Below are 12,101 nucleotides of genomic sequence, written 5' to 3' on the forward strand. Positions count from 1 at the left end.
GCCCGTGTCCTGGGCAGCACAAACAGGTGATCTGGGTCGATGACTGGCCCGGCGGTGCCGATGTGTGCCGCCCGCACCGGGTGCGGGGGCACGCGGGTGGAGTTACGGTTTTCGTCATGGGTGTGCGCACCTGGATCGAGGGCTGGCCGGTCTACCGGCAGCTCACCGGCACCGACCCGCTGGGTCGGGGCGCGGCCGCGCAGTCGGCGCGGTCCAAGGGCCTGAGCGCGCGCACCGGGACAGTCGACTCGATGGCCCGGTCCGTGTGTCCCTATTGTGCGGTCGGCTGCGGGCAGCGCATCTTCGTGACCGACGGCAAGGTCGTCCAGATCGAGGGCGACCCGGACAGTCCGATCTCCCGGGGCCGGCTCTGCCCGAAGGGTTCGGCCAGCAAGAGCCTGGTCACCAGCGACCGGCGGCAGACGAGGGTGCGTTACCGGCGGCCGTTCGGCACCGGCTGGGAAGACCTCGACCTCGACACGGCGATGGACATGATCGCTGACCGGGTGCTCCAGGCACGCGACGCGACCTGGGAGGACCGGGATTCCGGCGGCCGGCCGCTGAACCGGACGCTGGGGATCGCCAGTCTGGGCGGCGCGACCCTGGACAACGAGGAGAACTACCTGATCAAGAAGCTGTTCACCGCGCTCGGCGCGATCCAGATCGAGAACCAGGCGCGCATTTGACACTCCGCCACCGTTCCCGGTCTGGGGACCAGCTTCGGCCGTGGCGGGGCCACCGGATTCCTCCAGGATCTGGCGAACGCCGACTGCATCATCATTCAGGGCTCCAACATGGCGGAGGCCCATCCGGTGGGCTTCCAGTACGTCGTGGAGGCGAAGAACCGCGGCGCGCGCGTGATCCATGTGGATCCGCGGTTCACCCGGACGAGCGCGCTCGCGCACACCTACGTGCCGATGCGGGCCGGAGCCGACATCGCCTTCCTGGGCGGCGTGATCAACTACATCCTCGCGAACGAGAAGGACTTCCGGGAGTACGTGGTCGCGTACACCAACGCGTCCATGATCGTCGGTGAGGACTTCCAGGACACCGAGGACCTGGACGGGCTCTTCTCCGGCTTCGACCCCGACCTGCGGGTGTACGACCAGAGCACCTGGCAGTACGCCGGCCAGGGCGACGTCGGCCAGCCGGAGGGCGCGGCGCACGCCGACCGGGAGACCGCGTCCGGCCTGGAACAGGAGTCACACGGCCCGCCGGTGCCCGCCGACGTGCCCCGGGATCCGACGCTCCAGCATCCGCGATGCGTCTACCAGATCCTGAGACGGCACTACGCCCGGTACACGCCCGAGGTCGTCGAGCGCGTCTGCGGCGTACCCCGGGATCAGTTCCTGGAAGTGTGTGCGGCCTGGACCGCGAACTCCGGCCGGGAGCGGACCACCGCCCTGGTGTACTCGGTGGGCTGGACCCAGCACAGCGTGGGCGTGCAGTACATCCGCGCCGGCGCGATCATCCAGTTGCTGCTCGGCAACATGGGGCGGCCCGGCGGCGGGGTGATGGCGCTGCGCGGGCACGCCAGCATCCAGGGGTCGACCGACATCCCGACGCTGTTCAATCTGCTGCCCGGCTATCTGCCGATGCCGCACCACCGGCAGCACGAGACGTTCCGGCAGTGGGTGGACGCGATCCGGCACCCCGAGCAGCAGGGCTTCTGGGCGAACGCCGAGGCGTACGCGGTGAGCCTGCTCAAGGCCTACTGGGGTGACGCGGCCAGGCCGGAGAACGACTGGGGCTACGGCTGGCTGCCCCGGCTGACCGGCGACCACGGCACCTACCAGCAGGTGCTGGACATGATCGACGGCAGGATCAAGGGCTACTTCCTGCTCGGCCAGAACCCGGCGGTCGGCTCCGCGCACGGCAAGGCTCAGCGGCTCGGCATGGCCAACCTGGACTGGCTCGTCGTCCGCGACCTGTTCGAGATCGAGAGCGCCACGTTCTGGAAGGACGGCCCCGAGGTCGCCACCGGCGAGATCGTGCCCGAACGGTGCCGCACCGAGGTCTTCCTGATGCCGGCCGCCTCGCATGCCGAGAAGGAGGGCACCTTCACCCAGACCCAGCGGCTGCTGCAGTGGCGTGAGAAGGCCCTGGACCCGCCGGGCGACTGCCGTTCCGAACTGTGGTTCTTCCACCACCTCGGCCGCCTCGTCCGGGAGCGGCTGGCCGGCTCCACCCGGCCCCGCGACCAGGGCATCCTCAACCTGACCTGGCCCGACGAGGAGCCCAGCGGCGAGGACGTCCTGCGCGAGATCAACGGGTTCGACGTGGTGACCGGCGAGCCGGTGCCGAATTTCACCGCCCTCAAGGCCGACGGGTCGACCGCCTGCGGCTGCTGGATCTACTCCGGCGTCTTCCAGGACGGCGTCAACCAGGCCGCCCGCCGCAAGCCGGGCAGCGAGCAGGACTGGGTGGCCCGCGAGTGGGGCTGGGCGTGGCCGTCGGACCGGCGCACCCTCTACAACCGGGCCTCCGCCGACCCCGAGGGCCGGCCCTGGTCGGAGCGGAAGAAGTACGTCTGGTGGGACCCGGACGCCGGCGAGTGGACCGGGTACGACGTTCCCGACTTCGAGAAGAACAAGCCACCCGGCTACCGGCCGCCGGACGGCGCGACCGGGGTCGAGGCGATCTCCGGCGACGACGCGTTCATCATGCAGGGCGACGGGAAGGGCTGGCTGTACGCGCCGAGCGGCCTCATCGACGGGCCACTGCCGGCCCACTACGAGCCGGCCGAGTCGACCGTCCGCAACCCGCTCTACGGGCGACAGGCCAACCCCACCCACAAGGTGTACGACCGGGCCGACAGCCCGATCAACCCGCGGTCGGCGGTGTACCCGTACGTCTTCACCACCAGCCGGCTCACCGAGCACCACACCGCGGGCGGCATGAGCCGGCAACTGGCGTACCTCTCCGAACTGCAGCCGGAGATGTTCGTCGAGGTGTCACCGGAACTCGCCACCGAACGCGGTCTGGAGCACCGCGGCTGGGCGCACATCGTCACCACCCGAGCCGCGATCGAGGCCCGGGTGATGGTCACCGACCGGCTCCGGCCGCTGCGCGTCGACGGGCGGGTCGTGCACCAGATCTGGCTGCCCTACCACTGGGGCGGCCAGGGCCTGGTCACCGGCGACTCGGCCAACGACCTGATCGGCATCGCCCTCGACCCCAACGTGCTCATCCAGGAGAGCAAGGCCGGCACGTGCGACATCCGGCCCGGGAGGCGCCCGACGGGCGGAGACCTTCTGGCGTACGTCGAGCAGTACCGCAGACGGGCGGAGAACAATGACGGGTAACAGCCTCTACGGTCCTCTCGATCCGGCGCCCGACGCGGGGTGGACCGACGCGCCACCGCGCATGGGTTTCTTCACCGACACCAGCGTCTGCATCGGCTGCAAGGCGTGCGAGGTCGCCTGCAAGGAGTGGAACCTGGTGCCGGACGACGGGTTCGACCTGCTCGGCACCTCCTACGACAACACCGGTGGCCTGTCGGCGAACTCGTGGCGGCACGTCGCCTTCATCGAACAGCGGGGCGCACCCCACGGTGATGTGCTGGGGGCCGCGGCCGGGCCACAGTTCCTCGGGATGCCGGGCCGGGACCTGCCGGGCCGGGACCCGGACGCGCCCCGCACCGATTTCCGCTGGCTGATGATGTCGAACGTGTGCAAACACTGCACGCACGCCGGCTGCCTCGACGTGTGCCCGACCGGCTCGCTGTTCCGCACCGAGTTCGGCACCGTCGTGGTGCAGGAGGACATCTGCAACGGCTGCGGGTACTGCATTCCGGCCTGCCCCTACGGCGTCATCGACCAGCGCGGGGACGACGGGCGGGCGTGGAAGTGCACGCTCTGCTACGACCGGATCGGCGACGGCCTGTCACCCGCCTGCGCGACCGCCTGCCCGACCCAGTCGATCCAGTACGGCGAACTGTCGCAACTGCGCGAACGTGCCGCCGACCGGGTCGCCCACCTGCACGGCCAGGGCGTCGGCGAGGCCCGGCTGTACGGCCACGACCCGTCCGACGGCGTCGGCGGAGACGGCGCCTTCTTCCTCCTCCTCGACGAACCCGAGGTGTACGGGCTGCCGCCCGACCCGATCGTGCCGACCCGCGACCTGCCGGCCATGTGGAGACGCGCCGGCCTGGCCGGGCTCGCGATGGCCGCCGCCGTGGTCGTCTCCTTCCTGGGCGGCCGCCCATGAGCCGCGGCTCCCCTCGGGGCGGACGGGGGCGCGGGCGCGGCGGCGACCGGCCGATGGTGCCGCCGGCCGAGTTCCGGTCCTACTACGGGCGGCCGATCGTGCGGCCGCCGGTGTGGCATCACGACATCGCCGCCTACCTGTTCACCGGTGGTCTGGCGGCCGGGTCCGCGCTGCTCGCCGCCGGTGGCGACGCGACCGGGCGGCCCGCGCTGCGCCGGGCCGGGCGGGTCACCGCGCTCGGGGCGCTCGTGGCCAGCACCTACTTCCTGATCAACGATTTGGGGCGGCCGGCCCGGTTCCACCACATGCTGCGGGTGGCCAAACCCACCTCGCCGATGTCGATGGGCACCTGGATCCTCAGCGCGTTCGGCGCGGCGGCAGGTGTGTCCGCGGTCGCCGAGGCCGCCCCGCTGCTGCCCGGCCCGTTGCGCCGGCTGCTGCCTCCGCTGGGCACGGCCGGACAGTACGGCGCCGCCGTTCTGGCGCCCGCGCTGGCCACGTACACCGCCGTGTTGCTGGCCGACACCGCGACGCCGAGCTGGCATGCGGCGTACCCCGAACTGCCGTTGATCTTCGGTGGCAGCGCCCTGGCCAGCGGCGCCGGCGTCGGCCTGATCGCCGCGCCCCCGTCGGAGGCGGGCCCGGCCCGCCGGATGGCCGTCCTCGGCGCGGCCTTCGAGTTGTACGGCGCCCACCGCGTCGAGACCACCAAGGGCATCCTCAGCGAGCCCTACACGCGGGGGCGGGCCGGCCGGTGGCTGCGCGCCGGGCGGGCCCTGACCGTTCTCGGCGTGGCCGGCGCCGTCCTCGGCCGCCGCAGCCGCGTCGTGTCCGCGCTGTCCGGGGCGTCGCTGCTGGCCGCCTCGCTGGCCACCCGCTTCGGCGTCTTCGACGGGGGAGTGGCCTCCGCCGCGGATCCGAAGTACACGGTCATCCCCCAGCGGGAGCGGCTGGCGCGGCGCGCCGAGGACGGTCAGCCGGTGCGGGACCCGCGGGCGACATGACCGAGCGGCTCCTCGTGGGACGGTGGTGGCATGGACTTTCCCGCTTGGCACGGGCCGCCCCGCGACATCCTGGGCCACCCCGCCCCCATCGCGCAGTTCGTCGCCCGGTCCGAGCATGCCGTCGTCGCGTTGCAGCAGTTCATCGCCTATCCCGAGGGCTGCGGGATCACGCTGCGCATCACCGCCCGGCGGGGTTCACTCCCCGAGACCGTGTGGGGGCGGCTCTACGGGCCTCATGGCGAGATGGATCCCGATCTCCGGTTCGGTGTGCGCTTCCCGGACGGGTCGAGGGCGACTCCCGTCGACAACGCCTTCCCCGGCTGGGCGCGCCCCACCGACCGGCCGGAACCGCCGATGCTCGTCGATGTCGCCAGCGAGTCCGGCAGCAGTGCGGATTCCTACGGGTGTGACCGGCAGATGTGGCTCTGGCCGCTGCCGCCGCCCGGCCCCTTCGAGTTCGTCGTCGAGTGGCAGAGCATGGGCATCGACATGACCGCTGTCACCGTCGACGGGACCGCCATCGCCCGTGCGGCGGAGAAGGCGCAGCCGTACTGGCCTTAGCGCGGATCAGACGGCCGGCCCGTGCGCTTCCTGGCGGGGAAGCCCACGGGCCGGGCCGCTCAATCACACCGTCCCCGACGTTGACGAGGGGGCACACCGGAGACGGCGCCGACCGAACCGGTCGACTCCTGGACGGATCTCGACGAGCCGCCGGTTGCAGGATGTGACCTGCGCCGCTGCGGCGGGACACGACGAAGGACCACCGCGGGCAGGGCCCACAGGCCCCGGGGACTAGCCGGCGTGTCGTCCCCGCTGGAACAGGGCGTGCGCCTCGGCCGCGGTCAAGGCGTGGTTATAGGTCCTGACGTCGGCGACGGTGCCGGGGAAGAAGTCGCCGGGCCGGCCCTCCCACCGGCCGCGGCCGACGGCCAGGGCCCGGTGACCGCCGGTGCCGTCGGCACGGCCCACAACTGGCAAGCCTCGTCCGGGCCGGAGGTCTTGTCCGGCGCCGGTTTCGTGGTCCGCGCCGTGCACGTCTGCAGAGTCAGCCGCTGCTCGTCGCCGGCGCTGGTCAGACACAGGTCGGCCCGCCGGTTGACGATGGCGCCGTTGGACTCGATCCGCCAGTGCTGGCTCGGCGCCCCCGCGACACAGGTGTGGATCTGCACGAGCGCGTTCACCCATGTGCCGGATTCCCGGACGTCCAGACATCGGCCCTGCACCCGAATGGTGCCGTCGGTCCGCACCGTCCACTCCTGAGCGAGATTGCCGTAGACGATCGAGTACATGCGGCCGTCGACCCAGTTGGAGACATGATCGGGGTACCAGTCCATCGAGAAGACGTGATAGCCGCCGGACAACGGCACGCCCATCACGGGCGCATCCTGGAGCGCGCCCGGCGTTCAGCCCTGTCGCCGAACCATCTCGGTGATCCAGGCCGGCGCGAACGGCGACGTGCAGCCCGGTGGCGTCGGATAGTCCTTGAGCACCTGCAACCGCTCACCGATGTCGAGCGCGCGGGCGCGGTGCGCGGGATGCTCGATGCCGATCTGAGCGAGGCAGTGGTTCATCGCCCACTGCAGCCGCTGCGGTGCCTCGCTCATCTCCGCCTCGATGACGTCGAGCAGCCCGGCCAGGTCGAGGCCGTCGGGCTTCTTCGCCACCCGGTCCACGGTCAGTGCCCAGCCGGCGCTGGCGACGATCGGATCCGGGTCGTCGGACCAGGAGATCCGCAGCTCTTCGGCGTGCGGGCTCTTCTTCACCACATAGTTGACGAGCCAGTCATGAACCTTCGGGGTACGCGCCTCGCGCACCATGGCGTCCAGTTCCTCCCGCCCGAACGCCTTCGGCCGGCAGATGAGAAGCGCCACCAGCCGCGCCGCGGTGTCACCGCTCCGCCAGAGCTCGACCGCGAGTTCCTGCTGCGTCTTCAGCCGTTTCGCGATCGCCCGCAGCGCGCCGAGGTTGACCCCGTGGTCGTCGCCGTGCTTCTCGTTGACCGCCCGGGCCCTGGGGTCCTCGCGCGCGGCCAGCTCGGCCATCACCTCGGCCACCGCCGTGTCCGTCACCCCGGCCTCCTTCCCGTCATCCGGGCACCAGCTTAGGAGAATCCACGCCGGCTCCGGGGACGGGCGCGGCCGCCCGTCCGGCGATAGCCTGCGGGACATGAGTTTCGAGGTTTCCGCGGACGCGTACGGCCGCTTCATGGGCCGGTACTCCGAGCAGTTGGCCGTGCCGTTCGCGGCGCTCGCCGGCCTCAGGCCGGACGGGCGGGCGCTGGATGTCGGCTGCGGGACCGGAGCGCTGACGGCCGAGCTCGTCCGATCGCTGGGCGCCGGGGCCGTGTCGGCGACCGACCCGTCGCGGGCCTTCGTCGCGGCCTTCCGCGCACGTTTCCCGGACATCGAGGTCCAGGACGCGCCGGCCGAGCGGTTGCCGTTCCCCGGCGGCCACTTCGACGCCGCCCTGGCGCAGTTGGTCGTGCACTTCATGAGCGACCCGGTGGCCGGGCTCCGGGAGATGGCGCGGGTCACCCGCCCCGGCGGGGTGGTGGCCGCCTGCGTGTGGGATCACGCCGGCGGGCGCGGGCCGCTGACCGCGTTCTGGCGCGCCGCCCTCGGCCTCGACCCCCAAGCCCGCGACGAGTCGCACTTGGCCGGCGCGCGGGAGGGCCATCTCGCCGAGCTGTTCGGCGCGGCCGGCTTGGACCAGATCGAGTCCACCATGCTGACCGTCTCGACCCGGTTCGCGGGTTTCGACGAGTGGTGGGAGCCGTTCACTCTCGGGGTGGGGCCCGCCGGCAACCACGTTCGAGGGCTCGACGCCCGGCAGCGGGCCGCGTTGCGCGACCGATGCGCATCGCTTCTGCCCCGCGAGGGCGCTTTCGAGGTCACCGCCTCGGCGTGGGCCGCGACCGGCCGGGTCGGGGCCGGCTGACCGCATCGCGGAAACCGGCGAGTTCGGCCTGATCATCGCCGACGGCGACAGCGAGAAGGCGGTCACCGGCGTGGGGCCCGAGCCGGACGGGGGGTATGAAGACGCAATGGCGACCTTCGTTCTGATCCACGGCGCCGGCGATGTCGGCTGGTACTGGCATCTCGTCGAGGCGCAGCTGCGGGCCCGGGGCCATGACACCGTCGCGCCGGATCTGCCGTGCGCCGACGACTCGGCCGGCCTGACCGAGTACGCGGACACCGTCGCCGCCGCGATCGGTGACCGGACCGAGGTGGTCGTCGTCGGGCAGTCGTTCGGCGGTTTCACGGCGCCACTCGTCTGCGACCGGGTGGCGGTGAGCCTGCTGGTGCTGGTCGCGCCCATGATCCCCGCGCCGGGCGAGGCGCCCGCCGACTACTGGGCGAACACCGGATACAGCGATGAGGTACGGGAGAGCTACGACGACCCCATCGCCCTGTTCTACCAGGACGTCCCGCCGGAACTGGCCGCCGAGGCGCTGCGCCGGGCGCCCGAGGAGTCCGAGGCCCGGATGAGTGAGCCCACGCCGATGAAAGCCTGGCCCGCCGTTCCCACCAGGGTGGTGAGCTGCCGCGACGACCGGCTGTTCCCCATCGGCTTCGTCCGCCGGGTCGCCCAGGAGCGGCTCGGCGTCACGCCTGACGAGATCGGCGGCGGGCACACCCCCGCGCTGAGCCGCCCCCGCGAGCTGGCCGACCGACTCGAGTCCTATCTCACCGAGACGGCCGTCGGCCGATGAGGACGGCCGTCCTCATCGCGACCGCGGCACGCCGCTTCTCCGGGTGAGCGCGGCACGCCTGTTTCTGCTTCTCAGCGGGAGCGCAGCTCGCCGATGAGGGCGGCGGCGATCGAACCGATGAGCCGGTCGTGGTCGGGCAGCCGCGGGCCCGGCCCCCGGTGCCGCAGCAGCACAGCGACCGCGTACCGGCCCCCGTCGGGATACTCGACGACACCGCATTCACCACGGGCGTACGGCACCGTCCCGGTCTTGCCCACGACCGTGACCGCGGCGTCGCCGAAACCGGACGCCAACCGGCTCCCGTTGACCTGATAGCGCAGCATCCGGCGCGTCTCGGCGCACACGGCCGGCGGGCCGGCCTCGTCGCGCCAGATCAGCCCCAGCAGGGCGGTGAGCTCGGCCGCCGTACCCCGGATCGAGTCGTTGCCGGTCACCATGTCGGTCTTCTCCTCAACCTCCAGGGGCGCCCGTTCGGCCGCGAAGAACTCCGTCAGCGACTCGTATCCGAGCTGGTGGGCGTGGCGGGTGAAGAGTTCGCGGATCTCGATGGGCACTCGGGTTCTGGTCAGCCCGAGGCGGGCCGCCGTCGCATTGATCCGGTCCAGACCGAGACGTCGTACGAGCATGTCGGAGGCGGTGTTGTCGCTGACCGACATCATCAGCAGGGCGGCGTCACGCAGCGACAACTCCACCGGGTCGCGGAAGACCGACAGTCCGGTGGGGCCGGGCGTACGGTCCTCGGCCGTGACGGTGATCCGCTCGGTGAGGTCGATGTCGCCGGTCTCCGCCCGCAGGAACAGCTCCAGCAGGACGAGCACCTTGAACGTCGACGCGATCGGCACCACGTCATCGGCCCCGAGCCCGGTGACGGCGCCGGTGTCGATGTCGCGCGCGTGGGCGTGCACCCGTGCGGCCAGCCGGGCGATCTCCGTCTCTACGGTCAGCGGCCATGGCATGGGTGCAGGTTACCGCCCGGTTTCCGATCGTCACGGCGACCCCGTCGCCGGCCGCGGACATCCGGGCCTGGTGGTTCTCCGGCCGCCGGCGGGGTATCCAGGGGCGACGGCCGGCACGACGAAGAGGAGACCGCGGTGGACAGCAATCCCGGCGACAGCGGACACGACGCCTCCACGAACGCGGGCAGCAGCACCGACCAGCACGTCACCGGTCATCCGGAGACGGCGAGCAGCCCGGTCGACGAGGAGCCCACCGCCGACACGCCGCCGCACGGCAGCAGCAACGCCGGCCTCAACGCCGCGAACGCTGAAGACGCCGGGCGGTGAGCGCCGACAGCCGGCGGATCAACCGGGACAACCTCGGCGCCTGGCTGCTCAAGGGCAACGCCGACCGGGCCGGCCTGCTCGACCGCTTCGCCCGGGACCCGCGGGTGGAGCGGTGGTGCGTGCAGCGCAGCTATCGGCTCGATCTGATGGACGCGGGCCAGCCGGTGCTGTTCTGGGGCAGCGGCTGCCGGGACCGTGCCGTCGCCTACGGCATCTGGGGCTGGGGACGGCTGCGCGGCCCGGCCCGCCCGGAACCCGGTGGCGCCGGCTGGTGGGTGCCGCTGGACCTGACGATCGCGGACCCGTCCGCGTGGATCCGGCGCGACGAGTTGCGGGCCGACCCCGAACTGGCCGACCTGGAGGTGCTGCGGCAGCCGCAGGCCGCCAACCCGTCCTTCGTGACCGTCCGGCAGTGGGAGGTCCTCCACCGCCGTCTCCCTATTCCCCGAGGGTGATCCAGTAACGCCTCGTCGGCGCCCCGGCGGGCATGTCCTCTGCGACGCCGCCGTTGCGTTCGATGGTGCGGGCCGAGGCGAGATTGCCGGCGAGGCAGACGACGAGGACGCGGTCGACGGTCAGGGCGGCCCGTGCCTCCCGCAGGATCGCGCCCAGCGCCCAGGTCGCCAGCCCCCGGCCACGGGCGGACGGGCGGATGCCGTAACCGATGTGTCCGGCCCCGTCGTCGTAGTGGTGCCGCAGGGCGATCCCGCCGAGGATCCGGCCGTCCTGCACGATCCACCGTGGGGAGCCGTGCCGGCCCGGCGGGCAGGGCGTTCCGGCCGGATGCGTCCGGCTGACCAGCCCGTCCACCCAGGAGACGAAGCCGCCGGGGGAGTCCACGTCGTCGCCGGGCGTCAAGCCGAAACCGTCCTCGTGCGGGCCGGGGCCCCAGTCGTCGCGGCACTCCAGGAAGGCCGCGTGCAGGCGGGTGGTCGGCAGAACCAGTTCGGGCATCCGGCCACGTTATCCGGGTGGGGTCTGCGCGAATCGGAGCACGTTGCCGTACGGGTCGATGACCTCGAGCGTCGGACCGCCCGGCGCGTCCGTGTCGACGCCGGGACGCATCGGCGGGTCCGGGCGGGCGTGCAGTTCCCGCTGCAGGCCGCCCACGTCGGCGACGGGGAACCAGACCACACCGTTCGGGCTGCCGTCACCGTGGTGTTCGGACAGGTGCAGCGTCGCCCCGGAGCGGGACACCTGTGCGTAACGCGGAGAGCCGGGCTCGAACCGGTGCGCCCAGTCCAGCCGGAAGCCGAGATAGCCCACATAGAACGGCAGAGCCACATCAACAGACATCACCCGCAGCACCGGTACGCCGGGACCGATCCGCCGATTCGTCGCCGCGGCGAGCGTGTTCCAGTCCTTGGCGCCCGACTGGTGGGCGATCAACTCCAGCGCCAGGCTGTGCGGGATGTCGAACCCGGCCGTGGCCAGGTCGGCGCGCAGGCGCTTGGCCTGCTTTTTCGGGTGTTCCACGGGGGTGGTCATCGCGTCGGCCTTTCCCACGGCGTGCTGTGACCGATGCTCGCGTTGCCGGCTCGTGCCGCGGTCGGAAAGCCGATGGCGGGCGTGCGCTGCCGGTGCATTCACCGAACCCCGGAGGGCGCGAGCGGCCGGCTGCACCGAGCCGGCCTCGATCCTATCGGACGCGCCGTCCCAGATGTCAGCCCCGACGGCCGTTGACGTATGTCAGGTAGCTCGTCGCCTCTCGGCGTGGATCCCTACCGCAGGAATCGCCTTGATGATCTCAGGTGTCAGATCAGTCCAGATAAGGCCACTCGGCCGACGTCGTCCGGAACACGAATCACTTCGTCGGGAGTGACGATGAGGTCAACACTGAAACGTGTTCAGTCTCGGGGATCTCGTCCTCTACGACCTGAAGGCTATGAACCG

13 protein-coding genes are annotated in these 12,101 nt (G+C 71.8%); 8 read left to right on the forward strand and 5 right to left on the reverse strand.

Annotation, left to right across the window (positions count from 1 at the left end; all coding sequences use genetic code 11):
• The first annotated feature begins 116 nt into the window (after positions 1–116).
• The 4 genes from fdh to QLQ12_RS29245 are packed head-to-tail and all read left to right on the forward strand — an operon-like array spanning position 117 to position 5,774.
• Positions 117–3,305, forward strand: coding sequence for a formate dehydrogenase (gene fdh / locus QLQ12_RS29230; RefSeq protein WP_282763778.1), 3,189 nt, complete (start codon positions 117–119; stop codon positions 3,303–3,305).
• Positions 3,295–4,209 (forward strand): 4Fe-4S dicluster domain-containing protein, encoded by a 915-nt coding sequence (locus QLQ12_RS29235; RefSeq protein ID WP_282763779.1) that lies wholly within the window; start codon positions 3,295–3,297, stop codon positions 4,207–4,209. Before fdh ends, QLQ12_RS29235 begins: the two co-directional genes overlap by 11 nt.
• Positions 4,210–4,262: 53 nt before the next feature.
• Positions 4,263–5,213: an NrfD/PsrC family molybdoenzyme membrane anchor subunit gene (gene nrfD / locus QLQ12_RS29240; protein WP_407651613.1), complete on the forward strand. Its 951-nt coding sequence runs from the start codon at positions 4,263–4,265 to the stop codon at positions 5,211–5,213.
• 30 nt (positions 5,214–5,243) lie between these two features.
• Positions 5,244–5,774 (forward strand): hypothetical protein, encoded by a 531-nt coding sequence (locus tag QLQ12_RS29245; protein ID WP_282763781.1) that lies wholly within the window; start codon positions 5,244–5,246, stop codon positions 5,772–5,774.
• Between the two features lie 281 nt (positions 5,775–6,055).
• Here QLQ12_RS29245 and QLQ12_RS29250 read toward each other — a convergent pair whose 3' ends face one another.
• Positions 6,056–6,586, reverse strand: coding sequence for an RICIN domain-containing protein (locus QLQ12_RS29250; RefSeq protein ID WP_282763891.1), 531 nt, complete (start codon positions 6,584–6,586; stop codon positions 6,056–6,058).
• Between the two features lie 30 nt (positions 6,587–6,616).
• Entirely contained in the window at positions 6,617–7,255 is a 639-nt protein-coding gene (locus QLQ12_RS29255) for a DNA alkylation repair protein (protein WP_328518320.1), read from the reverse strand.
• A 124-nt stretch (positions 7,256–7,379) separates the two neighbouring features.
• On the opposite strand from QLQ12_RS29255, the gene QLQ12_RS29260 reads away from it, so the two are divergent.
• Complete coding sequence (locus QLQ12_RS29260; RefSeq protein ID WP_282763783.1) at positions 7,380–8,150, forward strand: class I SAM-dependent methyltransferase; 771 nt, start codon at positions 7,380–7,382, stop codon at positions 8,148–8,150.
• 106 nt (positions 8,151–8,256) lie between these two features.
• Positions 8,257–8,925, forward strand: a complete 669-nt coding sequence (locus tag QLQ12_RS29265; RefSeq protein WP_282763784.1) for an alpha/beta fold hydrolase — start codon at positions 8,257–8,259, stop codon at positions 8,923–8,925.
• Between the two features lie 71 nt (positions 8,926–8,996).
• Here QLQ12_RS29265 and QLQ12_RS29270 read toward each other — a convergent pair whose 3' ends face one another.
• A complete protein-coding gene (locus QLQ12_RS29270) occupies positions 8,997–9,881 on the reverse strand; it encodes a serine hydrolase (RefSeq protein ID WP_282763785.1) in 885 nt (294 codons plus the stop codon).
• 135 nt (positions 9,882–10,016) lie between these two features.
• Between QLQ12_RS29270 and QLQ12_RS29275 the strand changes: the two genes are divergently transcribed.
• Positions 10,017–10,208 carry a hypothetical protein gene (locus QLQ12_RS29275; RefSeq protein ID WP_282763786.1) on the forward strand — a complete coding sequence of 64 codons (192 nt, stop codon included), beginning with the start codon at positions 10,017–10,019 and terminating at the stop codon, positions 10,206–10,208.
• Positions 10,205–10,663, forward strand: a complete 459-nt coding sequence (locus QLQ12_RS29280) for an EVE domain-containing protein (RefSeq protein ID WP_282763787.1) — start codon at positions 10,205–10,207, stop codon at positions 10,661–10,663. The genes QLQ12_RS29275 and QLQ12_RS29280 overlap by 4 nt, the downstream gene beginning before the upstream one ends.
• Here QLQ12_RS29280 and QLQ12_RS29285 read toward each other — a convergent pair.
• Entirely contained in the window at positions 10,647–11,162 is a 516-nt protein-coding gene (locus tag QLQ12_RS29285; RefSeq protein WP_282763788.1) for a GNAT family N-acetyltransferase, read from the reverse strand. The two genes, QLQ12_RS29280 and QLQ12_RS29285, sit on opposite strands and share 17 nt — an antisense overlap.
• A gap of 9 nt (positions 11,163–11,171) precedes the next feature.
• Positions 11,172–11,696 carry a glyoxalase superfamily protein gene (locus QLQ12_RS29290; RefSeq protein WP_282763789.1) on the reverse strand — a complete coding sequence of 175 codons (525 nt, stop codon included), beginning with the start codon at positions 11,694–11,696 and terminating at the stop codon, positions 11,172–11,174.
• Positions 11,697–12,101: the final 405 nt, after the last annotated feature.

This window comes from Actinoplanes sandaracinus, from assembly GCF_030009775.1.
Classification (GTDB): domain Bacteria; phylum Actinomycetota; class Actinomycetes; order Mycobacteriales; family Micromonosporaceae; genus Actinoplanes; species Actinoplanes sandaracinus.